Origin of the sequence: Brucella lupini, from assembly GCF_002252535.1 — a bacterium.
GTDB lineage: Bacteria > Pseudomonadota > Alphaproteobacteria > Rhizobiales > Rhizobiaceae > Brucella > Brucella anthropi.
Genome location: NZ_NNRN01000058.1, coordinates 1 through 23,474 on the forward strand (window position 1 = coordinate 1; position 23,474 = coordinate 23,474).

A 23,474-nucleotide genomic window follows, 5' to 3' on the forward strand; every position below is an offset into this window, starting at 1 on the left:
CATCATTTCCAGACCGGCAGCTTCGCAAAATCGCTTTGCCCCTTCGCCTGCGAAAAATACGTGTTCGGTCTGCTCCATGACTGCACGTGCCGCCAGAACAGGATTGCGCGGCCCGCAAATTCCGGAGATGGCACCGCATGCGCGGCGGCGGAACGGCAAAAGGATTACGTGCAGGCAGCCCTTTCCGTGCCGATGAGTGGCTGGCACGTCGTAACACGGCATATCCTGCCCAACTCCCTGCCACCGCTCATCGTCGTGGCAACTGTGCAAGTTGCTTCAGCCATTTCGCTGGAAGCCACGCTTTCGTTTCTTGGTGTCGGCCTGCCGCCAACAGAGCCCTCCCTTGGAATGTTGATTGCCAATGGCTTCCAGTATCTTCTGTCGGGCCGCTACTGGATTTCCATCTATCCGGGCGTTGCGCTGATCGTTCTGATCATGGCCATCAATCTCATGGGCGATCAGATCAGAGACATACTCAATCCGAGGCTGCGCAAATGACAGCTCTGCTACAAGTCGACAATCTCTCCACTTATTTTGAAACTGACCGCGGTACGGTGAAATCCGTCGATGGCATCTCATTTGAAATCGGGAAAGGCGAAATACTTGGCCTTGTCGGAGAATCCGGTTCAGGAAAATCGATCACCGGTTTCTCTCTGATTGGCCTGATCGATAAGCCTGGCAGAATTCAACCCGGAAGTTCAATTCGATTTGAAGGCCGGGAGCTGGTCGGATTGCCGGAAAACCAATTGCGCAGCATTCGCGGTCGGGAAGTCTCTATGGTCTTTCAGGACCCCATGATGACCCTAAACCCGGTCCTCAAGGTCATCGACCAGATCGCAATGGCTATCCGCGCTCACGAAAAGGCTTCGGATGCCGAAGTTCGCCGCAGAGCGATCGAAGCTTTGGCGCGGGTGCGCATTGTCGAGCCGGAAAAGAAGGTCGACCAGTATCCACATCAGTTTTCAGGTGGCATGCGCCAACGCGTGGCGATTGCTATTGCGCTGCTTCACAAGCCCAAACTGGTAATCGCGGACGAACCCACAACGGCGCTCGATGTGTCGGTTCAAGCGGAAATCCTCAAAGAAGTGAAAGCGCTCGTCTCAGAACTGGGCATTTCGATGATCTGGATCAGCCATGATCTCGCGACTGTTGCTTCAATCTCACAGAGAATAGCCGTCATGCGGCTTGGCAAGATTGTCGAGATGGGGAGCGTTGCCGAAGTGCTCGGTTCTCCCAAGCACTCCTACACTCAAGGCCTGCTTGATGCCCTGCCGTCACGAAAACAGCCAGGGGAGCTTCTAACCTCAAGCGCCACCGAGAACGCTGGCGAATGTTCAATTATAGAGACGCAGAAGAACAAATCTCTCGCCCCAAGCCCGAACTTCGTCAGCGCCGATGACGTTACGATGGTCTTCCAAAAGCCGGTAGGCTCGCTTGGCCGTTTTGCCCAACGGCTCGGCCTCGCCAAACCAGCTCATGCCGTCCATGCCGTTCAGTCCGCAACTCTTACGACTGCACGCGGCGAAGTGCTGGGGCTGGTCGGCGAATCCGGCTCGGGGAAATCAACGCTTGGCCGCATCATCTGCGGCATCTCCACGCCAACTTCGGGTAATGTTCTGGTTGACGCTCGCAAGGTCCGGGAAAAAGACCGCAAGATCGGCACGTCCGTTCAAATGATCTTTCAGGACCCCTTTGCATCGCTTGATCCACGCCGCACAATATTTCAGTCCGTCGCGGAAGGGCCGATCGCACACGGGCTTTGCACCAAGAAAGACGCGCGCGAATATGTCAATCGCTGGCTGAAATCAGTGGCATTCGATCCGGCGCTGGCAGACCGTTATCCTCACCAGTTCTCCGGCGGACAGCGACAGCGCATTGCTATTGCGCGAGCACTGGCAATGCAACCGGAGCTCATCGTTTGCGACGAGCCAGTGGCTTCGCTCGACGTCTCCATTCAGGCACAGGTTATCAATCTCCTGTTGTAACTGAGGAAAAGCCTTGATCTGACATTGCTTTTTATCAGCCATGACCTGTCTGTCGTTCGCCATCTGTGCGACCGCGTTGTTGTCATGCATCACGGCAAGATTGTCGAAGAAGGTACCGTTTCTCAAATATTCACTCAGCCAAAACAGCCATATACGCGCATGCTGCTTGACGCGGTGCCCAAGCTGGCCTGGTGAAAGGGCCTATCGAACAGGGTCAAAAGGCTTCACTCACCCCGTCTCAGAGTATAGGGCAGAATAAACAGATACAGCCCGGTTGCGAGTAATATAAACAGCGGTAGAAGCGGAGAATAGACGATCCACACCGGAGGCTGCCCGAACGCCATAGTGACGAAATTCGCAATCACGGTAAGCGTGAATATGATCGACAACCAGCGGTGAATTTGGCGTATGGATTTATTCAAGACCATATGTGCTTCTCCTTATGGAGTTCGCCAACCACATTGGCTGAACTCCAGCTCCTTCCGGCTCATTATGCTTTGCGGCACTCTCTCCAGGAGCGGGTTCAGTCCAAATCAGCGGCGACGGCATCGAGCTTTTCAAGGAAATTTCGCCATCCATGATGTGCACCGTGAAAGGCCTGTTTCTGACCTGGCATAAAGCCCGACTGTTCCATCCGCAAATGTGTCCCGGTGGCGGTAGGTATCAAAGTCAAGGTCACGATACTTCTGAGATTGTATGCTTCGTCCTCATGGGTGTGGTTCCAGGTGTAGGATAGCCGCCTGTTCGGCTCGACCACCAGAACCTCACAATCCAGCACCCCGCCCCACTCACCTTTGAGCTTGAAACAATGGCCTACGGTCGGAGCGAAATCATTATTCATCAGCCATTCCGCGATGAGGTGAGGCTCCGTCAATGCGCGCCAGAGCTTTTCAGGCCGATGAGGCATTTCACGCTCAACAATTACCGTTCGCACATCATCTGATATCTCGGTCATTGATCCATCCTCTTCAACAGGTCTTCAAGGGCATCGAACTTCTGCTCCCAGAAACCGTTCAACTCTTTCGCCCAATCGATCAGTGGAATTAGTGCCGTGTATTCGGCCCTGTAGTGGCTTTGGCGCCCCTCGTGACGATCACTGACGAGGCCTGCCCTCTTGAGAGCGGCAAGATGCTTTGAGACGACCGGCTGGGACACACTCGTTCCTGCGGTCAAAACCGTAACCGTCTTCTCGCCCTCTCGGCAAAGTCGTTCAAATATCGACCGTCGGGTCGGATCGGATAAAGCTTTGAAAACTTCGTCTCGCATAGTCATCGCTCAATTCATACCCAATTGGCTATGTGTTGATACATAGCCGAATGGCTATATATCAGTCAAGTGCCTTTCGACGAACTGTCCGTAACGACGTGACAAACTGGCTGACCTGAGAGCCGTCCGATGCAAATAAAAGAAGGATGGACAGGCGGAACATGCCGCCTCCATTATCAGAACTGCTTCTTGAAATTGACCAGGAAACCGTGTTCACGGTCTCCGTCTGCAGCTATCAGACCACGATATTCAAGCGGTGCTGCGTATCTCTTTGTCGCCAATATCACTATCATCACGACCACAGCCGAAGCTGCCCCGACAGTCAGTTCTCTGGCAAGATGATAACCCATGCTAGCGCTGACGCCAGTGGTCATGAACCTGACGTGCTTGCCATCATCATGCTCACCCACATTGATCGCACCACACCGGTCCGCAGAGTAAGACGATTGCACCGGAACCAATCACTTTGCCAGAATTCATCGTGGCCTTCACCAAAGCCTCAAATGAGCGGTTGAGCATCATGCGCTCATACACCTGTTCCGGTCTTTCGCCGCTTCAAAAGTGGGAGTGTTGCAGGATGACTACAAACCGACAAACATGACTCTTTTAATCATGTAATTTCTTGCCAGCACCAATACATGAATATATCACTCATGATTGTCAAAATCATGTTGGGAATATTCTATATGCGCTCCGATTGCATGCCTCTTCGTCGTACAATTCTGGCTGGTACATCCCTGATTGCTCTTGCCGCCACGGCAATAGCACAGGACCAGACCACTGCCTCTCCAACGGAGAATGGTGCAATCGTTCTCGACAAGATTGTGATCGACGGCGGCAGCGGCGGCGTGATCGATGCGGACGGTTATGTGGCGCGCAGCAGCGCGACCGGCGCCAAGATCGACACGCCATTTGTGCAGACCCCACAGTCCATTTCGTCCGTCACCCAACAGCAGCTTGAAGATCGTAATCCGCAGACCTTGCTCGACGCCATTGCCTATACGCCCAGTGCACGCGTTGGCGGCTTTGGCTTCGATCCGCGGTTCGACTCCTTCACCGTGCGTGGCTTCGACGTCACGTATACCGGTGTCTTTCGTGACAATCTGCGCCAGCCCGGAGCAAGCTCGGCGCTGTTCAAGACTGAACCCTATGGCCTGGAAGGCGTTTCCATTCTGCGCGGCCCATCGTCAGCCCTTTACGGTGCTTCCGGTGCCGGTGGTCTGTTCAACCTGATCAGCAAGCGCCCGACCGAAACCCCGCTTCACGAAGTACAGGTCCAGTACGGTACCAATAATCGTTATCAGACCCAGTTCGACCTCTCCGGCCCGGTCAAGGAAGGCGACCCACTTTACTACCGCCTGACAGGGCTTTGGCGCAACGCCGATACCGAACAGCCCTCGGTTCCCGACGACCGCATTTACATTGCACCGGCATTTACGTGGAAGCCCGACGAAGACACGCGCCTGACAATCCTCAGCGAGTTCTCCCGCATCAAAACCGGCGGCACTGCCGCTTATTATTACGATGCCGTAACGGGCAAGGTATCCGACATTTTTGCAGGCAACACTGCCTTCAATGACTCAGTACAAACGCAGGGGCGTGTCGGTTATGAATTTGAAACCCGCCTCAACGACACTTTCGTGTTCCGCCAGAATGCCCGCCTTGCATCGACCAAGATCGGAGCCGACTGGGCCTTTGCCTATCAGGCCAATGAAATCGATCCGTTGCTTCTCGACAGCAGCGCAGGCACTTTTGAGGAGCGGCTGACCAGTTTCACCATCGATAATCAACTGGAAGCAAGCTTCGATACCGGCAATTTCGAGCACACGCTTTTGGCCGGCGTAGACCTGACAAAGCTGCAATGGAAGGGATTGAACGGGTATGGCTATACGCCACCGCTGGATACCAGGCATCCGTCCATGGGGCGCCCTGTAGCGCCAATCGATTTCCAGACAAAAGACGTTCAGGACCAGCTCATGGCTGGCATCTATCTGCAGGATCAGATCCGCTATGATGCCTGGACCATAACCCTCGGCGGTCGTCAGGACTGGGTCAGCACCGACACCAAGAACACCGATCTGGCAACCAGCACGTCCAGCGATTTTGATCAGAGTGACAAGGCCTTCACATGGCGCGCCGGGCTGACTTACGAAACACCTTGGGGCATCACGCCATATGCCAGCTATTCGACAGCCTTTTCGCCCAATGCCGGTGTAAACCGGGCAACAGGCAATCCGTTCGAGCCAACGGAAAGCGAACAGCAGGAAGTCGGGATCAAGTATCAGCTGCCCAACAGCAACACCCTGATAACGGCCGCCCTGTTCAACATCAATCAGGACAACGGTCTCTATTACGAAGTGGTCGAATTGGATGCTGGCCCGGCCAACATTCAGGTACAGCGCGGGAAACTGCGTTCGCGCGGTCTGGAACTGGAAGCCAGCACCAGTCTCGACAACGGCCTCTCCCTCATTGCGTCCTATAGCTACATGCAGACCAGCATCAAGGACGGCCCGGACGGAACAGTGGGCAATGAAATCTCATCTGTACCGACCCACATGGCGTCAGCCTGGGCTCACTATAAATTGCCTGAGAACAGCTTCCTTTACGGGCTGGGTGTCGGCGCAGGTGTCCGTTTTGTCGGCTCAAGTTACGGCAATGACGAAAACACTATGAAAAACAGTTCGCGCGCCTTTGTCGATGCAGCAATTGATTTCGATTTTGGCGCGATCAAGAAGGACTATGAAGGCGTCAAACTGCAGGTCAACGCCACCAACCTGTTCGACACCAGCAAGCCGGTCTGCTCCGCAGGTTTCTGTTATCGTGATCAGGGCCGCACTGTTGTCGGCAGCCTGAAATATTCATGGTAAGCGCCGATACCCGAAATGAAGCACTGCAAGCTCTCAGGCCCCAAGGCCTGAGAGCACTGTTCCATGGTGACAATGCATGGTGTGCCGATAGTATGATGCTGTCCTGCGAAATGACTGACAGCATGCCTCTGTCGGAATTTCTGTACGGCCCTCTCCTGACGAAAACCCTGCATCAATGCGCAGCCGCCTATCCTGATGCCGACCTGCGGGCGGTTTCTTCGTTCTGGTCGCTCTATTATTTTTCGCTTCTGGTCATTCCCTATATCTGCGCCCGACAAAGTGGAGTGACCCTTCCGGTCGAGCTCGAGAATATGACCATTGCCATCAATGATCAGGGCTTGCCACGTTCCTTTGGCTTGCCCCACGAAGGGCAAGCTTGTGACGCGCCGGATGTAATGACGGTTATCAGCCATGTCGCAAAAAGCCATCTGAACACTGTCGTTCAAGTCCTGAAAGACCGCACCGGCATCTCACCGAAGCTCGCCTGGAATAATGCAGCAGTCTATATCGACTACGCCGTCAACAGCGCAGCTGAAAACCATTGTCGTGATGGCTGGCCATGTCGCCCGCTTTTTGAAACGCAGATTTTTGACGATGGAACGCGCAACCCGTTTTTTGGGTGTCTGCGTCAAGAAACAGATCATGGCGCCAATTTGTGCCGGCGCAAGATTTGCTGCCTGCGCTATAAACTGCCGGGCGTTGCCGGATGCGGTGAATTATGCGCGCTCCCCGAACTTAGAAAGCAATGAAATGATCCGTCTTGTTGTGTGTCTGACTGTAATCTGGCTGGCCCTCGGTAAAAGCGCTGTTGCAGAGGTAACCTATCCCATTCACGTCAAGGATGCGCTTGACCGGGAAGTCACCATTACCGCCCAACCAAAATCCATATTGCTTGGCAGCGGATTCAATCTGATAGCGTTGTCGCTCGTCCATCCAGATCCCGTCAGTGTGTTGGCCGGTTGGGCCGGAGACCTCAAGGGGGACAATCCGGAAATCTATGCCGGCTTCAAACAGCGCTTCCCGGAAATTGAAAAGCTGCCGATCATTGGCGACGGCATTACAGTTTCGGTCGAGAAAATCGTTTCTGTAAAAGCCGATCTGGTCATTCTTTCAGACTGGCAGATGCGCAATGATGAAGGCGTGCAGGCGATCGCCTATCTCGAGAAAATGGGCATACCGGTGCTCGTGGTCGACTTCGGCAATCATGCACTCGAAAATACTTCGAAAAACATGCGCCTGCTGGGCAAGGTACTCAACCGCGAGGAGCAGGCTAACGCTTTTGCCGACTTCTATGACGAGCGCATTGCCCGCATTCGTGATCGGGTGGCGAAGAGCGATGCCGGACCGACTGTATTGCTGGAAGCCTTTCCCAATGCCGATCAATGCTGCTACGCTTACGGGCGAACCAGTATGGGCGAGTTCATCACATTGACCGGCAGTCGAAATATTGCTTCAGATGGACCAGCACAGGGAGGGGTGATCAGCAGCGAGTTTATCGTTGCCGCCGACCCGCAAGTTTACATCGCCACCTCATCCCCAGGCGGGAAGTATAGCGGTTTTTCGGTCGGGCCGGGTGTAAGCGAACAGGAAGCGCGCGACACACTTTCAAATGCCCTGAAAAATCCTTTCCGCGCTGGTTTGAAGGCGGTGAACGACAAGCGCGTGCATGGATTGTGGAACTTTTTCAATGCCGTTCCCTTGAATGTTCTGGCAGCAGAAGCCTTCGCCGCCTGGCTGCGACCGGAACTGTTCGCGGATATCAGCCCCGAAGCGACACTGGCGGAAATTAACCAGCGTTTCGCGGCTGTCCCGTTTGAAGGTTCATACTGGATCAGCCTGAAACCCTGACCCCGCATTTTTCTGGCGTATACTGCTATCGCAGGCCGCCAGAAGTCTGAGTGTGGGCGTCCGCAGCCAGACCCGGCCAGTAATAACCATTGCTGGTCGGACGCGGGCCGAAAATGGCCTGCCCGACCCGTACCACGGTTGCCCCCTCCTCGATTGCAACCTCGAAATCGCCAGACATGCCCATGGAAAGTCCGTTCATATGCGGATGCACATCAACAACACGATCCCGCAGACCACGAAGCAGACGAAAGCAGGCGCGCACGCGCGCTGTGTCGGAGCTGAAAATTGCGAGCGTCATCAGCCCACGTGGTTTGAGGCGGGGAAACTCTGAGAGACGCGCCACGAACGACATGAGATCGTCCGGATGCAGCCCATATTTGCTTTCCTCGTCCGAAGTATTGACCTGAACGTAAACATCAAGATCACGATCTTCTGCGTCCAGTCTGCGATTCAGTTCTTCCGCCAGGCGGAAACTATCCAGCGCATGGAATTCCCATGCAAGACGAACAAGATATTTGACCTTGTTTGTCTGCAGATGGCCGACAATGCTCCAACGGATCGGCAAATCGTTCAGGGCCGTTTGTTTGTCGCGCGCTTCCTGAAGTTTATTTTCTCCGAAATCGAGAATTCCAGCCGCATAAGCGTGCCGCAGGATGCGAGCCGGGACTGTTTTTGTGATCGGGAGAAGGCGCACATCGTTCGGATCGCGTCCGCTGCGATGACAAGCCGCGGCGATCCGCGCGCGAACCTCTTTGAGATTGCTCGCGAAAACAGAAGTCGGATCAGCACCGAAACGCGCTATCTCGTCTTTGATTGCCTGTCCCTCAACCGGCTGCGGCTCGACAGATAGTTGCATCGCCAATCTCCCTTCAAGCGCCGATACAAATGCTTGCCGCTGCCCGGATACGACATGGCAACCATCCCGCCAGCTTGTATCACAGAGGTGGTCTGGTTCTCCCATCCACTTCTAGCACAAAGATCAGACCAATTTCCAAGTCATCCGGTCATGACGATCATTCAACTGCTGACCACTCGAGCACCTATGGCTTCATGATCGTGCGAAAGGTCGTCGCCAGCTTTTTAACTGCGGTCTCGATTTCTGTCGGCGTATAGGCTGCAAACCCCATCAGAAAACCGGCCTTTCCATCACCGGCCGCGTAAAGCCCGGACAGGCCGAGGAGTTCGATACCGACACGCTGGGCTGCAGCGATGGCATTGCGCTCCGATAAATCACCGGTGAGCAGACAAGACATCTGTAACCCTCCGGCAGGCACATGCGGCTCGACGAAATCCGCCAGATATCGCTCGATCAGTCTGGCCAGTACATCGCGCCGTTCAGCATAGATGCCGCGCATGGCCCGGACATGCGCGCCGAAATGTCCACCTTCCATAAACCGGGCAAGCGTCAACTGCGCCATCGGTGCGGAATGCCCATCAAGCAGAGTGCGCGCAACGGTCATCGGTTTGACCAGTTGCGGCGGCAATACCATGTAGCCGATACGCAGGCCCGGAAAGAGTGATTTGGTGAAAGTGCCGATATAGATTGTCCGCTCATGCCGGTCGAGGCCTTGTACGCAGGCGGTCGGTTTGCCGGCGTAATGAAACTCGCTGTCATAATCGTCTTCGATAATCCATGTCTGCTGGCGGGCGGCCCATTCGATCAGCGCTAGTCGACGATCCAACGACAAGGTCGCGCCGGTTGGAAACTGGTGCGAGGGTGTGAGAAACACGGCCTTGGCCTTGAGCGTTTCGCCAACCATCCGCTCGATCACAATGCCTTGGTCGTCCACATTGACTGGAATGGATTCAAGGCCTGCAGCATCGAACGCCTTGCGTGCGCCGTAATAAGCCGGGTCTTCGATGAAGATGCGGTCACCGGGGTCGAACAGCATGTTGGCACATAAAGTCAGCGCCTGTTGCGAGCTGGTGAGGATCAGCACCCTGTCAGGTGTCGCGCGTCCTCCGCGCTCCAGGTTCATGTACTCGGCAACAGCGCGTCGCAAAGGCTCCGTCCCCTGCGGATGACCATGCAGTAGCACTTGCGTGCCGGCTTCCTTCAAAACCTGCCGTTCCAGACGCTCCCAAAGCTGAAGCGGAAAATTTCGGGTTTCCGGAACACCGTGAGCGAAAGGCCGTGGCGCCAGCAGCTCGCGCACACCACCGCTTCGGAACATGGCTGCTCCACGTTTGCTCAGATTGGGCGCCTGATTGCGTAATAGCGCTTCGCGCTGGGAAACGCTGTGTCCGGGTGTGAATTCCGTTATCTGCGCCACGAAACTTCCACTGCCCACCCGGCGGTCGATAAAGCCCTCTGCATGCAGCTGCGCATAAGCCGCTTCGATTGTGTCTCGGGAGACACCCAGCGATTTGGCGAGGCTGCGCGAAGCCGGAAGCGGCTTTCCCGGCCCCAGCGCACCATCGATGATCAGTTGCCGGATCGACCGCTGAATACGTGCATGGAGCGGCATTGCCGCATGGGCGGGGTGGCCAATCCAAGCCTTGACGGATTCAAGTTGCGAATGCCTGAACAAATGGACTGGTCCTTTTGTCAAAAATGGATGGGCATATCAGGCCATTAAACAGCTAACTGTCAATCAATCTTTTCAGCCCGACTTGCAGGCCATGTGCCCAATTTCCAGAAGGTTTTTGAGGATGATACCATCCCGTGCTTCAACGTCATCGATCCGCTTGAGCGACCTTGCCCATCCCATCGTGGCGGGCCTAATCTCCGTCATTGTCAATTATGGCGGCACATTCATTCTTGTTTTTCAGGCCGCAAAGGTTGCGGGATTGAGCCCGGAACTGACTGCCTCCTGGGTCTGGTCGGTTTCGATTGGCGTCGGGCTTACCGGCCTTTATCTCAGCTGGCGCTACCGCGAGCCGATCATCACCGCCTGGTCGACGCCAGCGGCTGCCTTTCTTGTAACGGCACTTGCCACCACATCCTACGCCGAGGCAATCGGCGCTTTCATGATTTCGGCTCTCGCATTCGTCATCCTCGGTGTGTCGGGCTATTTCGAGAAAGTCATCCGGCTGATACCACCAAGCATAGCTTCAGGGCTTCTGGCCGGCATTCTGTTGCAATTCGGAATAGGGGCCTTCGGCGGCACCACCACCGACCCGTTGCTGGCTGGACTGCTGATTGTTGCCTATGTGGTTTTGAAACGGCTGTCCGCTCGCTACGCCGTAGTCGGCATTCTCGTGCTCGGACTGGCCTTCCTGCTTCTGCAAAACAGGGTCGACCTGTCTGGACTGCGACTGGAGTTTGCAACTCCAGTCTTCACCATGCCTGCATTCTCTCTCAATGCCCTGCTGTCCGTCGCGCTGCCATTGTTCCTCATCACACTGACGGGACAGTATATGCCGGGGATGCTGGTTCTGCGTAATGACGGTTTCAAGACCAGCGCCAATCCAATCGTTACCGCAACAGGTCTCGGCTCGCTCATCATGGCGCCATTCGGATCGCATGCCTTCAACATTGCGGCAATCACGGCAGCAATCGCGACCGGGTCTGAAGCACACGAAAATCCATCCAAGCGCTGGATCGCCGGTATTGCAGCGGGCGTGTTCTACATTCTCGTCGGCATATTCGGTGTGACGCTCGCAGCTGTCTTCATGGCTTTTCCCGCAAGCTTTATCACAACGCTCGCAGGTCTGGCCCTGTTGGGCACGATAGGCAGCAGCCTGGCTGGAGCCATGTCAGACCACACGCATCGCGAGGCAGCATTGATTACCTTTCTCGCATCCGCCGCAAACATCAATCTCTTCGGCATCGGCGGTGCTTTCTGGGGACTGATAATCGGATTGGTTGCCTATATCGTTCTCAACGGTCGTCTGCCGCGTCGTGAACGGACCGAATTGAGCGTGAGCGAAGGAGCTGCAAAATGACTGCTAAAAGCACTGGAATGACCACTTCCATCATTTCAATCCAGAGCCAGGTTGTGCACGGGCATGTTGGCAACAGCGCTGCGGTTCTGCCCATGCAGGCCCATGGGTTGAATGTCGCTGCAGTCCCCACGACCTTGCTGTCCAACAATCCGCATTTCGAAACCATGCGCGGGCGGGTTCTCGAATCCGAACTGGTCGGCGATCTTCTGCGCGGTGTCGAAGAGCGCGGATTGATTGAAACAAGCCACTATATTGTTTCTGGCTATCTCGGCTCTCAGGCAAACGGGGATGTGGTCGCCGCGTTCGTCGAACGCGCCCGCCAGATCAATCCCGACATAAAGTACATTTGCGATCCGGTCATGGGCGATATGAACCTCGGGATCTTCGTTGCCGATCAGGTGGTGGAATGTATCGTTGAACGGCTTGTTCCGCTAGCCGATCTGTTGACGCCCAACCAGTTCGAATTGGGTCTTATCGCACAAACAGATGTAACCTCCTGGGCTGCACTTGAAGCCGCGGCGGGGTGTGTGCAGGCACTTCACGGCGCACAGCTGGTTGTGACCAGTTGCGAACTTGCCGACACTCCTAAAGGCTCGCTGGAAAACATCGTCTTCGACCACGAGACCCGCACGCGACTGATATCGCCGCGCCTGCCGATCGTACCTGTCGGGACTGGTGACCTTTTCACCGGCCTTCTGACCGCCAAGCTTACGCGGGGGAATACATTGATCGAGGCAGCCCGCAGCGCCGCTGCAACTGTGCTTGAAGTACTCAGGCGTACCATGGAGGCGGGTGAGCGTGACATGCAGCTTGCCAGTGTCATCGATGCGCTCATTCCGAGCGAGAATGCTCAAGAATGAAATTCCAGACGATGCTTTTCAGATGAAATAATAGCTCAGCGCGATGAATCTGCTGGCTGTTCAACCGTTGCCCCGTAGTGCAGTCGGGATTTGCCGTGCAGTGTATCCCGATAAAGGAAGCGGAAGAAGAAGGCGTCGCCCGTTCCGCGCAGAAGTCTGGCAAATATCGCGACCAGAACAATGGAGAAAATCAATCGACCGAAAAGGACGACATAGATATCCGCGCCAAGGGCCACCACGATCAGCGTATCTTCGATCAGGCTGTGGCACAGCCCCATGAAACTCGACGCGAGAAAGACGTCCCGAGGCTGAATGTGTCCGCGCTGTGCTTCACGGATGATGAGACCTCCACCATAGGACAGTCCCAGCACCAGCCCGACCACGGTCAATGGAGCGGCATTTTTCGATATGCCGAGCAAGCGCAACAAGGGTGAAAGAAGCAGGTTGAGGAAGCGCGTCACATCCAGCGCGTCCATTGTTCTCAGCACGGCCACCAGACCGAGCAGGACGATAAATATCCAGACCAGCGTGGAGGCCGTATCGGCGACGAAGCTGCTCCAGCTTGAATCGTAATGGCCCGGCACCCAGCTCGGTGCAGCCGGTTCTGCCAGCCAGCCGGTATGACTGGAAATCAGGTTGATCCCCCATGCGAAAACAAGTCCGCCAACAAGCCGTATCAGCGTCGAGACAATCAGGCGCGGGCCGGCCTTTTGTACGATACGCTGTTCGATGGGAAGAGCATGAGCGAAGAGGAAAAGCGAACCGAGGATCGTCACCTGAGCTGTGGTGAGCGTGTCGACCGGCAAGACGGCGAACATCACCACTGCCCCGCTCCACACGCCAACCAGCAGGTTCATAGCCCAAACAAAACCGGCTTCAGGCGGCAGCCCCACGAACTGCATGACGGGAGCGAAGGCAGGAGAAATGGCTTTGATCAAGCCCATCTCGATTGCCAGCTGCGTCAGCACCATCACCGGCAGCATGATCTTGACGAGCGTCCAGTAGACGCCGATCGCCTCGCGCAGGATAACCATGCCGAATGCCGCCAGTCGCTTTGCCAATCCAGTGGCCATCCCGTCCCCTCCGCTTTTGTCCGGAGCGTGCGACGGATCAGGGTCGATGCTTTCGGCTTTGGCGACCAGAAAATCAGCCCACGCACGCCGATGCAAGCCATATTGCTTATGCTTCACGCGATTTATCGGGATTAGCGAAAGTCCGCGACGATGCCGGTTGCGATAATCAGCAGAACCGTTGCGGCAATGACGGTGTAGACGTAATCACGCTCGCGCAGAAAAAGATACATCGTCAGCGCGACCCGGATGATCGGCAGGAGAATGAATACCGCAATGCCAGCTTTCACGATGTCATAGCCGTTCAGTGCAAGCGACGTCGGTTCAATAGAAGTCATAACGACTCCGACCGCGATCAAGGCAGAAGCGAACCATGTGCCATACCAAAGAAGCGCTGCAATGATTTTGTCCCGTCGTCCGGCGTCTGCGGTAACTTTCATTTTAAGCCTCCAGAGATCTCTATACCGAAAGCGCTCAGAAGCATCTGGACCGCGAGAACAAGGAGAACCACGACAAAGAAGATGCGCAGTTTTTCCGCCGGAAGGCTCATCAGCAGGCGGGCGCCGACCAGCGCACCGATGACCGAACCAAGCGCAATCGGTCCCGTGATCCCGATATCGATGTCACCGCGAACAAAATACGCGCTTGCGCTTGCAGCAGCCGTCACGCCGATCATGAAATTGGAGGTGGCGGACGAGACCTTGATAGGAAGTTTCAAGGCGGTGTCCATCGCCGGGATTTTCAAAACACCCGAGCCTATCCCCAGAAGGGCCGAGACCAGTCCCGCCCCATACATCAGCGCCATGCCCAGCGGAACATGGCCGACGCGATAGTGCACCTCCTGCCCGGATATGTGATCGGGAAAGCTGGAATTCAGTCGCAGGCTTGTTGCGAGGCTCTTCGCATCCGGCATCGCTGCGCCGATTTCGTCGCGCCGCCGTACCAGCATCTGCTTTGCAGAAAGCACCAGAATGGCTGCGAACAAACCATATAGAACCGAAGTCGAAACGATTCCGATCAGAAACACGCCGGTCAGCGCGCCAAGCGTGGTTGCCGTCTCAAGAACGACCGCAAGCCGGACATTGGTCAGCCGTCGCTTCAAAAGCGGAGCCGCGCTGCCGCAAGAACAGGCGATAACCGAAACAATACTCGCCCCGATAGCGACATGAATATCCACGCCGAAAAACAGCGTAAGCGCTGGCACGATGAAGATGCCGCTTGCCATGCCCAGCACGCCACCGAGCGCGCTTGCCCCGAAAGCCGCTATGAACAGCCATAAAGCCAACATTTCACCCCCGGCTATTTTTGGCCGCGCGGTCGCCGGGCCAGGCGAGTGACAAAGCTGATGAGATCACCGCGATAGTGAAGCTTTTCGTAGTCGATTGCCCGATGCCCCTCGGTGTAGGACGTGCGCTCGATCAGGAAGACAGCGCTGCCCGGCTCGACTGCGAGGGCCTCCGCAACATCTGGCGAAGCAGTGACAGCCTCCAGCCGATACTCCGCCTCGACAAGCGGCAGATCATATTTGTCTTCCAGCAGTGTGAAGATCGGCTCGACGTCCAGATCGTGCGTAACAATCTTCTCACCGATTTCACGTGGCAGATATGTTTCATCCAGAGACATGGCGACGCCGTCGGCAAGCCGAACGCGCCGGATCCGCATCACCAGAGCTCCGGACGGCAGAGCGAGCTGGCGCGCAATGTCTGCATCGGCTGGCACTATCTCCGTGTCAAGCAATCGTGTCGTCGGCGCGCGGCCAAGCGCCTGCATGTCTTCGACGAAACCGGTCAGCTCCGTCAATTCCTGCGTGACTTTGGGCTGGGCAACGAAGGTTCCCTTGCCGCGACGAATTTCGACAAGGCCACGCGCGACCAAATTCTCAATGGCCTTGCGAACGGTCGTCCGGCTGACTCCGAAACGTTCGATCAGGCGATCTTCTGGAGGAAGCTGACTGCCAGCAGGCAGAGCACCGGCCGAAATATCGTCCGCCAGCGATGTTTCCACCTTGGCATAGAGCGGAGCATGATCTTCTGCGATTTTCATCAAGAGATAGTGACATCATGATGTCATGATGTCAATGAAACTCACCCGGCTGAGTGAACCTTTTCATTAGTTGTTTGTTAACCATGCTGGAGGACATCGCCATGCAGTTGATTTTTTGGATTGAGTTAACAGCGATCCTGGCCGTCAGCGCTGTTGTCTTCGGCATTACCTGGATCGAGATCCACAGAAAATGACGCGCTTGTTATTTGCCGATCAGATTTGGCTGTGGTCAGGCGTCATTTTTTCAACGGTCGTAGGCCTGTATCTGCTGTGGAGATTGCCCCACTGATTTCAGTGGGCGCTCCCTGTTACCGCGCAGTATGCTTCAGATAATCCCTTTCAGGCGCAGAAGCCCGAAGGCGGCAATAGTACTCGCATCTTTGATATCGCCACGAAGGATCATCTCGACGGCTTCCCCGATAGGAAAGCGGCGGCAGATGAGCCCCTGCTCTTCGGCATCGAGGTTGGGCTTTCCCATTTTCAGCCCTGTAGCGAGAAAGATATGGCACTTGTTAGCCGCAAAGCCGTAGGCTTCGTAAGTCTCTCCGAGATAGACCATTTCCTCAGCGGTCAGCCCGGTTTCCTCTTGCAGTTCTCCACGAGCCAAAGTGAGCGGATCGACGTTCTCCTGCTCCTGCCAGGCCCCTTGCGGAAGCTCCCAGAAGCGGCGCCCGACGGGATAGCGGAACTGTTCCACTAAATAGACGCCGTCTTCGTCATCCATTGCGAAAATCAGTGCGGCATCGTTTTTCTCGACAACGCCATAAATGCTTTCGCTGCCGTCCGGATAAACAATGCGATCCTCGCGAACCTTCATCCAACGATTTTCGTAGACCCGTCTGGATCCCAGTGTTTTTATTTCCGACATCCAGCCTCCGGTCGAAACCTGCCCCTCTCTTTTACAGGCTAGCGTTAAGGCTTTCCCATCGCAACAGACGGTTGAGTTGACGCGAAAACTGCGCCAAGGTGTCGGCCATGATTGATTGGCCACTCATATTTGCCAGCCTGCTAGCTATCGGCGTGGCAGTGTTTCTGATCTACTGTTTTGCAGTGATGATTTTTGCCAAGCCAGACGGCAAGCCCGTCGAGCCGACGACAATCGACACGGTCGATATGCTCCCGTTCATGAATCATGACGCTGATTGATATCCCGGTCTCAAATGCCAGCTGCCCGCGCATCCCGGAATCTGTCCGAGCGCAGCACTACCACGCGAATTTTCCTTGTTCACTGGATGTTTTGGCATTGAATGCCTCGTTTTCAACGGGGCGACAGTGCTAAAAATGCTCCTAGCAAGAAATAGAATTATTCTTAAAAACAATGCCCGAAACACAACATCACAAGAATGTAATTTAGTACATTTTATAACATCATTATATCATAAACAGACTCCACGATCAGCTCTATATCTTGCCATTGGAGATGCAGACCATGATCCACTCGACATCGAATACAGTCGCCTCAGGCGCACCGGAAGCCGGTGTTCGTGCGTTTGGCAATTCCGGCAGGCTTCAGGAATTGCTTGCCAAAGTCGAAGATGCCAAGCGCAAGGCCAACAACAGCTTGCGACGCGCCCAGTCCGCGCCTGAGCCACATGTAACGACGAATTCCATTTTCGTGTCTCTCTACGAAGAACATCTGCGAGACCGGGAATTGTTGTTTTCATCATTGCGGCAGCTTGATGATATGCGCAAAAATGCGAGTATCTGAGGCGACGCATCCATGAACATGCTTTGCCGTGAAAGAATGACCCAGAATTACGATCAGCCTGAATACGCCGCGCCTTCTGCCGATCTGTCCCGTATGGCTTTGACCGAGGAGCTCGTTTCGCTGAGCCTTCGGCTTGAGGTTGATCGCGGTCCTGATCCGAGCCGGGCACCGATCCCCGACAATGAGGTCGATGAACTGGCGGAACAGCTCTTTCACGAAGCAGGAGACAGCCCGCTCTGGGTTTTCGCCTATGGCTCCCTGATCTGGAAGCCAGATTTCGAGGCGGTGGACTCGCGCGCCGGAACGGCGAGCGGCTGGCACCGTTCATTCTGCCTTCGGCTGACCCGCTGGCGCGCAACGATGGCCCAGCCGGGCCTTATGCTGGCGCTGCGACCGGGCGGCAGCTGCAAGGGTATTGCTTTCCGGCTGTCCGATGAGGACCGCCTTGGACAATTGCGTCGAATGATCCGGCGCGAAATCAGTTCGATTGACGATGCCTATTCCATCCGCTGGGTTTCGATCGACACCGAGGATGGGCCAATACGTGCACTCGTTTTCTGGGCCGGACCGCGTGGAGACAGGCTTTCGGACAACATGCCCCTGACCTCCGTGGCACAATTGCTTGCGCGCGCCTGCGGGCATATGGGCTCCTGCGCCGAATATCTCTATCTCACCGTCAAGCATCTGGAAGAAAAAGGCATCCGCGACCGCAACCTCTGGGAGTTGCAGCGTCTGGTCGCCGAAGAGATCATCAGCATTTATTGCGGGGATATGCCCACGCAGAGCCTGAAACCAGCCTGAACGGAAAGCTGCGCGCTAATCCTGATAGGCCAGACTATCACTGAAATTGCCGCTGAAATTGCGCCCGGCTTCACGGGCGATATTGGCCACAAGCGTGATCAGGCGCGTCGCTGCGCTTTCGAGATAAATAGCGCTATAGCTCGTCGCCGGGAAAACGGCATTGGTATTCAGCACCTGCAGCTCACCCGTCCGAAGCTCTTTCTGGATCACCACCGGCGGAATGACGGAAATCCCGACACCAGCCGAAATCATGTTGATCGTCGTGGTGAGCGAATTGGAATAATGAACGGTCGCGTCTTTCAGGCGCTCTTCCGTGAAATAATTGATGATCTGCTGATAATTATAGGAACCGCTCTCATAGGAAATGAGATTGCAGCCAAGCAGGTCATCGCGTGACAGCATGTCTTCAGCCCCGCCCGGAAACTGATTGCTGCGCGATATCCAGAACATGCCGAAAGTGCATATGTCGACGATGCGCAGGTTGGGCGTAGGCTCGGGCTTGATGGCGAAAACGATGTCGAGTTCCCGCTGCTCCAGCTTCTGCACGATCCCCTTCGATGATGAGGTCGTGATCGAGATGCGTATCTGCGGGTAGCGTTGGCGGACAATATCGAGAATGCCCGGCAATATGGTCATGGCGAGGCTCGGAACGATGCCAATCTTCAGCGTGCCTTCAAGCCCGTTTTGCGGACTCAGGCTTTCCACCAGATCATGATAACGGCGTACGACATCGCGCGCGCCCTCGACAAAGGCTTCGCCTTCCGCCGTCAGATTGACGTCGCGGGCATCGCGGTCGAAGAGCCGGAACCCCAGTTCCTGCTCCATCGCGCCGATACGATTGGATATCGCCGCCGGGGTCATATTGAGGCGAGCCGCCGTCGCCCGGAAATTACGCAGTTCCGACAACCAGATCACCGTTTCCAGAAAACGGATATTCATGGACGGGCATGTCCCTTCCCATTTCAATCACCCGCGCGCCTGCGTTTCTTGAAGTCCCTTATCGCGCTGCGGGCAATCAGATTCGTCCTTTCCTTCTAAGACACTTGCGGGATGAAAATAAGCAAATAGTCATATTCCATCCCACAAATGATCAGGGCCGGCCGAAACCGGCCCGTATCGGATCAGCTTCCCGCGTGGGCGAGAATTTTCTTGGTGGCGCCAGACACGTCACCGAGCTTGAGGCCGGTTTTCACCGAAGCCTCACGCACCTTTCCCTTGTCCTGTATATCGAGCGCGCGCGAGGCGACCGCGTTCACTTCGTCCCGCGGCAGGACCAGAACCCCACTCTCATCGGCCAGAATGGCATCACCGGGATTGACGACCACACCGCCGCAGGAAACCGGAATGTTGATGCCACCGCCCAGATCATAGAGCCGGGTGGTGATGGGCGAGATACCCCTCGCCCACATCGGAAAATCGGAATCCTCGATTTCCGTCAGGTCCGTGCACGGGCCATCCACGATGCCAGCAACCGCACCCGAGGCCTTCGCAGCGATGGTCACACCGCCGCCCCAGCACGCATAGCGGTCGTCGCCCATCCGATCCACCACCAGAATATCGCCGGGGCGAAGCATTCCGGTTACGTGGTGAAGCAGGGTGGAATCCGGACCCGGTATGGCGATGGTGACGGCGGTACCGACCACACGGCGCTTCGGGAGGAGCGGCTGGATGGAACGGTGCATGAAACCGAAGAAGCGCCAGTGTCCGACAGTGGCTGTCTCGACCCCCGACAGAAGCTGGAGGTCACCGGCAGCAACCTGCTCCGGCATGGGATTGATCGTATACATATGACGCCTCCTATGCGCAGGCTTGCAACTGCTTGCCGATACGGCGATGGCTGACCATGGGGATGAGCGAACGCACACGTTCGATCTGCGCGCGCTCGATGCGCGCCGTCACGAAGCCGACACCGTCTGACGCGCGCGCCACAACGTGGCCCCACGGATCGCAGACGAGCGAGTGACCATAGGTATGACGGCGCTCGCCATTCGAAACCGTGCTGCCAGTCTGGCCGCAGGCGGCAAAATAGGTCTGGGTTTCAATGGCGCGGGCACGCGCCAGCACCTCCCAGTGATCCTTGCCGGTTTGCAGCGTGAAGGCGGCGGGAAGCACGATGACATCGGCACCGGCCTTTTCCAGCTCCAGATAAAGTTCGGCAAAGCGGATATCGTAGCAGATCGCACAGCCGACCTTGAACCCGTCCAGGTCATAGACGACAACATTCTCGCCCGGCTTGACGGTTGCGGATTCCTTATAGGCCGTCCCGTCCGGCCCGACGATGTCGAACATATGGATCTTGCGATAATGCGCAATCTCCTTGCCTTCGCGATTGAAGACGAAGGTGGAATTGTAGATCCGCTTTTCGTTTGGAACCTTTTCCATCAAGGTTCCGGCATGGACGAAGACCTTGTGCTCGCGAGCAAAGTCCTGCGCCATCTTGTAGGCAGGGCCACCGGGAACGCTCTCGGCTGCCGCAAGTTTTTCTTCCGGAGTACCACCGTAATATTCGAAATATTCGGGCAGCACGATCAGGTCCGGAGAATCCGTGCGCACGGCATCTTCCATCAATCCCCGCGTAATACGCAGGTTTTCTGCCTTGTCGGTCTGCGGGCTCGTTTGGATCAGGCTAATCTTCATTTCTTCCTCCAGCGAATGAGTGGGTATTCAGTTCAGTCAGGCAACCAGGGCTTCGCTTTTCAACATGTTCACAGTCGAAACCATGCCCTGGCGAAGCGTCATGTTCTGGGTGGCGACGACCAGCATCGCGGCGCCCTCTTCCTGTGCGAAGCGCCGTTCGGCTTCAGTCCAGGCGGGCATGATCCATGGCTTCCCGGCAGCGCGTGCAGCCGCCGCACAGCGGCGCAGATCGGCCTTGTCGTCATCATTGAAAGCGTATGCTCCCCGACCGCGCGCAAGCGCCAGATCCGAAGGGCCGGGAAACAAGCCGTCGACCGTATCGAGCGCGATAATCTTCTCGACGTCGGCAAGACTTTCCGCCGTCTCGATCATGGCGAAGCATTTGGTGCGCCTGTTCTCTTTTTCGAAGGCATCGGTCGCCGGGCGGGCATAGCCGAAAATGCGGCCACCCGTATAAGAACGCGTGCCGACCAGCGGATATTTTGCAGCCTTCGTAACCTGATGCGCATGTTCTACACCGAGGATATGCGGAACGATGACGCCATCCGATCCGAAGTCCAGCGCCTGCTGAATGGCTTCTGGCGTCGGTGCCAGCACCTTCGTCAGGGTGGAGAGACCCTGCGCCTTGGTGAAAGCCAGAAACTGGTCCAGCGTCGACAGGTCGAAAGTTCCGTGCTCGAGTTCCAGAACGAAGGATGAGAAGCCGCAGGTCCGGGCAATTTCGAGATAGCTGAAATGCGGTTGCGACATCCAGAGGGCGATATTTTCCATGCTTGCAGTCACTTTCAGTTGGGAGGTTATTTGCCGATTGTGCGTGACAATCCGAGTGTGCGTTCGATGACGAAGATGATGAGCAGCGTGGCCGCAATCAGCACGACCGAGATGGAAGCGGTCATCGGGTCGGTGCGGCTTTCGACATAGTTGAAGATTTCCACCGGCAGCGTCGTCATGCGCGGTCCGGTGATGAAGAGCGAGATCACCACCTCATCGAAGGACAGAAGGAAGGACAGTGCGGCACTTGCCACCAGACCCGGCATCATCAACGGCAGGGTGATGCGACGAAACACGGTGAACGGTGACGCACCCAGCATCGTGGCTGCCTCTTCAACCGATGGCGGCAGTGTCGAGAACGCCGTTATCATGATGCGGATGACGTAAGGGGTCGTCACGATCAGATGGGCGATCACCAGACCGGTGAACGTGCCGAGCAGTTCCAGCCGCACAAAGACCAGCAGAATGGCAAGGCCAAGCACGATGGAAGGCAGAAGCAGCGGCGCGGTAAAGAGGTTCAGCACCGCTTCGCGTCCACGGAACTGATAACGGCGGATGGCATAGGCGGCCGGGATACCTGCCAGAAGCGACAGGACGGTGACGACCGATGCAATGCCGAGGCTGATCCAGAACGCCTGAATGAGCGTTTCATGATGCAGCATTTCCGCATACCACCGCACACCCCAGCTCTGCGGCGGAAAGGTGAGATAGTTGTCGTTGCTGAACGATAGCGGCACGACGACCAGAATTGGGGCCAGCAGGAACAGATAGAGCAGGCCGACCAGTAGGCGGAATGGCAATGAAGTTGAACCAATCATCTCGTTTCTCCTTTGCCAATCAGTCGATGCGACGTGCGATGCGGGAATAGACCATCAAAGCGAGACCGAAGATGATCAGGACAATGACGGAGGTTGCGGCGGCTCGCGGCCATTCAAGCTGGATCACAGCCTGGTCGTAGATTTCCGTCGCCAGCAGGAACACGCGCCCGCCACCAAGCAATTTCGGTGTGATGAAGGAGCTGATTGCCAGCACGAAGCAAAGCAGGCAGCCAAGTGCGATGCCCGGCAAGGTGAGTGGCAGGATGATCCGGCGAAACCGCGTGAAAGCATTGGCGCCGAGGGATGCCGCGGCCTCCTCAAGCGAGGCATTCAGGCGCCCGAAACCGGCAATCAACGACAGCGCCATATAGGGGATCAGGATTTCCACCATCCCGATGAATACGCCGAGCGTATTGTTTACGAGCCTGATGGGGGAGGAAATGATGCCGAGGTTCATCAAGGCTCCATTGACAAGTCCCTGATCGCCGAGAAGCACCATCCAGCCATAGGTGCGCACCACGCTGCTGACGAGCAGCGGCGAGACCGTCACCACGAAAAGGAAGTTGCGCCAGACCGGCGAAACACGGTGCAGGAAAAGCGCGATCGGATAGGCACAGATAAGCGTTGCCAACGTGATGAACGCGCTCAGCCAGAGTGAGTTGAACACCAGACCCCAATTGAAACTGTCGGTGAAGAAATTGATATAATTCTCGAACGTATAGCGGTCTGTCAGGACACCGCCGCTCTCGCTCTGCAGGAAGGATATCTGCGCCAGGTGGGCAACCGGCGCAATGAAGGCAATGAGATTGATCAAGGCCATCGGCAGAAGAAGCGCAACGGCGACGAGGCTGTAGCGTCTGCGCCTTGATGACTTTGCCGGGATGATGTCGGTCGATGTGATCGCTGTCATGA

28 protein-coding genes and 1 pseudogene are annotated in these 23,474 nt (G+C 56.0%); 11 read left to right on the forward strand and 18 right to left on the reverse strand.

The features are described from left to right. Window positions 1-222: isoaspartyl peptidase/L-asparaginase (locus tag CES86_RS28035; RefSeq protein ID WP_235820004.1), on the reverse strand; the 222-nt coding region annotated here is incomplete at its 3' end. Here CES86_RS28035 and CES86_RS22555 point away from each other — a divergent pair. The 3 genes and pseudogenes from CES86_RS22555 to CES86_RS28040 form a co-directional block, all read left to right on the forward strand. Next, window positions 142-498, forward strand: a pseudogene (locus tag CES86_RS22555) (ABC transporter permease); the annotation flags it as partial. The gene CES86_RS28035 and the pseudogene CES86_RS22555 overlap by 81 nt on opposite strands. After that, window positions 495-1,985, forward strand: a complete 1,491-nt coding sequence (locus tag CES86_RS22560; protein WP_235820000.1) for an ATP-binding cassette domain-containing protein — start codon at window positions 495-497, stop codon at window positions 1,983-1,985. The pseudogene CES86_RS22555 and the gene CES86_RS22560, both read left to right, overlap by 4 nt. A gap of 84 nt (window positions 1,986-2,069) precedes the next feature. Next, window positions 2,070-2,180: an ABC transporter ATP-binding protein gene (locus CES86_RS28040; protein ID WP_235820005.1), complete on the forward strand. Its 111-nt coding sequence runs from the start codon at window positions 2,070-2,072 to the stop codon at window positions 2,178-2,180. Window positions 2,181-2,209: 29 nt separating this feature from the next. On the opposite strand, the gene CES86_RS28045 is transcribed toward CES86_RS28040, so the two are convergent. The 4 genes from CES86_RS28045 to CES86_RS22580 form a co-directional block, all read right to left on the reverse strand. Beyond that, the gene (locus tag CES86_RS28045; RefSeq protein WP_010659316.1) at window positions 2,210-2,413 is read right to left on the reverse strand and encodes a hypothetical protein; all 204 of its coding nucleotides are present in this window, start codon (window positions 2,411-2,413) and stop codon (window positions 2,210-2,212) included. 95 nt (window positions 2,414-2,508) lie between these two features. Further along, a complete protein-coding gene (locus CES86_RS22570) occupies window positions 2,509-2,940 on the reverse strand; it encodes an SRPBCC family protein (protein ID WP_010659317.1) in 432 nt (143 codons plus the stop codon). After that, entirely contained in the window at window positions 2,937-3,257 is a 321-nt protein-coding gene (locus CES86_RS22575; RefSeq protein WP_010659318.1) for an ArsR/SmtB family transcription factor, read from the reverse strand. The genes CES86_RS22570 and CES86_RS22575 overlap by 4 nt, the downstream gene beginning before the upstream one ends. 170 nt (window positions 3,258-3,427) lie before the next feature. Beyond that, the gene (locus tag CES86_RS22580) at window positions 3,428-3,661 is read right to left on the reverse strand and encodes a hypothetical protein (protein WP_114048075.1); all 234 of its coding nucleotides are present in this window, start codon (window positions 3,659-3,661) and stop codon (window positions 3,428-3,430) included. 276 nt (window positions 3,662-3,937) lie between these two features. Between CES86_RS22580 and CES86_RS22585 the strand changes: the two genes are divergently transcribed. From CES86_RS22585 to CES86_RS22595, 3 genes are read left to right on the forward strand one after another with little or no spacing between them, the layout of a single operon-like run. After that, window positions 3,938-6,118, forward strand: a complete 2,181-nt coding sequence (locus CES86_RS22585) for a TonB-dependent siderophore receptor (protein ID WP_040128828.1) — start codon at window positions 3,938-3,940, stop codon at window positions 6,116-6,118. Then, entirely contained in the window at window positions 6,112-6,867 is a 756-nt protein-coding gene (gene fhuF, locus CES86_RS22590) for a siderophore-iron reductase FhuF (RefSeq protein WP_094515496.1), read from the forward strand. The genes CES86_RS22585 and fhuF overlap by 7 nt, the downstream gene beginning before the upstream one ends. A 1-nt stretch (window position 6,868) precedes the next feature. Further along, complete coding sequence (locus tag CES86_RS22595; protein WP_094515497.1) at window positions 6,869-7,966, forward strand: ABC transporter substrate-binding protein; 1,098 nt, start codon at window positions 6,869-6,871, stop codon at window positions 7,964-7,966. Between the two features lie 25 nt (window positions 7,967-7,991). On the opposite strand, the gene CES86_RS22600 is transcribed toward CES86_RS22595, so the two are convergent. Together CES86_RS22600 and pdxR are read right to left on the reverse strand one after the other, a co-directional pair. Next, complete coding sequence (locus CES86_RS22600; RefSeq protein WP_094515498.1) at window positions 7,992-8,822, reverse strand: YggS family pyridoxal phosphate-dependent enzyme; 831 nt, start codon at window positions 8,820-8,822, stop codon at window positions 7,992-7,994. Window positions 8,823-9,006: 184 nt separating this feature from the next. Beyond that, entirely contained in the window at window positions 9,007-10,497 is a 1,491-nt protein-coding gene (gene pdxR, locus CES86_RS22605) for a MocR-like pyridoxine biosynthesis transcription factor PdxR (RefSeq protein ID WP_094515499.1), read from the reverse strand. A gap of 121 nt (window positions 10,498-10,618) precedes the next feature. On the opposite strand from pdxR, the gene CES86_RS22610 reads away from it, so the two are divergent. After that, complete coding sequence (locus CES86_RS22610) at window positions 10,619-11,854, forward strand: benzoate/H(+) symporter BenE family transporter (RefSeq protein WP_181834073.1); 1,236 nt, start codon at window positions 10,619-10,621, stop codon at window positions 11,852-11,854. Then, window positions 11,851-12,714: a pyridoxal kinase gene (gene pdxY, locus CES86_RS22615; protein WP_094515500.1), complete on the forward strand. Its 864-nt coding sequence runs from the start codon at window positions 11,851-11,853 to the stop codon at window positions 12,712-12,714. Before CES86_RS22610 ends, pdxY begins: the two co-directional genes overlap by 4 nt. 35 nt (window positions 12,715-12,749) lie before the next feature. On the opposite strand, the gene CES86_RS22620 is transcribed toward pdxY, so the two are convergent. The 5 genes from CES86_RS22620 to CES86_RS22640 all read right to left on the reverse strand — a co-directional run bounded on the left by CES86_RS22620 (window position 12,750) and on the right by CES86_RS22640 (window position 16,695). After that, on the reverse strand, window positions 12,750-13,904 hold the full coding sequence (locus tag CES86_RS22620) for a nucleoside recognition protein (RefSeq protein WP_235820001.1): 1,155 nt from the start codon (window positions 13,902-13,904) through the stop codon (window positions 12,750-12,752). 14 nt (window positions 13,905-13,918) lie between these two features. Then, on the reverse strand, window positions 13,919-14,224 hold the full coding sequence (locus CES86_RS22625) for a DUF1634 domain-containing protein (RefSeq protein ID WP_012093464.1): 306 nt from the start codon (window positions 14,222-14,224) through the stop codon (window positions 13,919-13,921). Continuing rightward, window positions 14,221-15,072 (reverse strand): sulfite exporter TauE/SafE family protein, encoded by an 852-nt coding sequence (locus CES86_RS22630; RefSeq protein WP_094515501.1) that lies wholly within the window; start codon window positions 15,070-15,072, stop codon window positions 14,221-14,223. Before CES86_RS22630 ends, CES86_RS22625 begins: the two co-directional genes overlap by 4 nt. Before the next feature lie 11 nt (window positions 15,073-15,083). Beyond that, on the reverse strand, window positions 15,084-15,827 hold the full coding sequence (locus tag CES86_RS22635; RefSeq protein ID WP_094515502.1) for a GntR family transcriptional regulator: 744 nt from the start codon (window positions 15,825-15,827) through the stop codon (window positions 15,084-15,086). A gap of 325 nt (window positions 15,828-16,152) precedes the next feature. Continuing rightward, complete coding sequence (locus CES86_RS22640; RefSeq protein ID WP_094515503.1) at window positions 16,153-16,695, reverse strand: NUDIX domain-containing protein; 543 nt, start codon at window positions 16,693-16,695, stop codon at window positions 16,153-16,155. Window positions 16,696-16,802: 107 nt separating this feature from the next. Between CES86_RS22640 and CES86_RS27635 the strand changes: the two genes are divergently transcribed. From CES86_RS27635 to CES86_RS22650, 3 genes are all read left to right on the forward strand, one after another. Beyond that, window positions 16,803-16,973 carry a hypothetical protein gene (locus CES86_RS27635; RefSeq protein WP_155243286.1) on the forward strand — a complete coding sequence of 57 codons (171 nt, stop codon included), beginning with the start codon at window positions 16,803-16,805 and terminating at the stop codon, window positions 16,971-16,973. Between the two features lie 283 nt (window positions 16,974-17,256). Beyond that, entirely contained in the window at window positions 17,257-17,535 is a 279-nt protein-coding gene (locus CES86_RS22645) for a hypothetical protein (RefSeq protein WP_010659332.1), read from the forward strand. Window positions 17,536-17,571: 36 nt separating this feature from the next. Further along, complete coding sequence (locus tag CES86_RS22650) at window positions 17,572-18,336, forward strand: gamma-glutamylcyclotransferase (RefSeq protein WP_235820006.1); 765 nt, start codon at window positions 17,572-17,574, stop codon at window positions 18,334-18,336. Between the two features lie 15 nt (window positions 18,337-18,351). Here the strand turns inward: CES86_RS22650 and CES86_RS22655 are convergent, their stop codons facing one another. The 6 genes from CES86_RS22655 to CES86_RS22680 form a co-directional block, all read right to left on the reverse strand. After that, window positions 18,352-19,275 carry a LysR family transcriptional regulator gene (locus CES86_RS22655; protein WP_010659334.1) on the reverse strand — a complete coding sequence of 308 codons (924 nt, stop codon included), beginning with the start codon at window positions 19,273-19,275 and terminating at the stop codon, window positions 18,352-18,354. A 182-nt stretch (window positions 19,276-19,457) separates the two neighbouring features. After that, window positions 19,458-20,123 (reverse strand): RraA family protein, encoded by a 666-nt coding sequence (locus CES86_RS22660; RefSeq protein ID WP_010659335.1) that lies wholly within the window; start codon window positions 20,121-20,123, stop codon window positions 19,458-19,460. 10 nt (window positions 20,124-20,133) lie between these two features. Further along, window positions 20,134-20,973, reverse strand: coding sequence for a carbon-nitrogen hydrolase family protein (locus tag CES86_RS22665; protein WP_029929986.1), 840 nt, complete (start codon window positions 20,971-20,973; stop codon window positions 20,134-20,136). A 36-nt stretch (window positions 20,974-21,009) separates the two neighbouring features. Next, window positions 21,010-21,744: an HpcH/HpaI aldolase family protein gene (locus CES86_RS22670; protein ID WP_094515505.1), complete on the reverse strand. Its 735-nt coding sequence runs from the start codon at window positions 21,742-21,744 to the stop codon at window positions 21,010-21,012. Window positions 21,745-21,770: 26 nt separating this feature from the next. Continuing rightward, the gene (locus CES86_RS22675; protein ID WP_006470062.1) at window positions 21,771-22,562 is read right to left on the reverse strand and encodes an ABC transporter permease; all 792 of its coding nucleotides are present in this window, start codon (window positions 22,560-22,562) and stop codon (window positions 21,771-21,773) included. A gap of 19 nt (window positions 22,563-22,581) precedes the next feature. Next, window positions 22,582-23,472: an ABC transporter permease gene (locus CES86_RS22680; protein WP_010659338.1), complete on the reverse strand. Its 891-nt coding sequence runs from the start codon at window positions 23,470-23,472 to the stop codon at window positions 22,582-22,584. Between the last annotated feature and the right edge of the window lie 2 nt (window positions 23,473-23,474).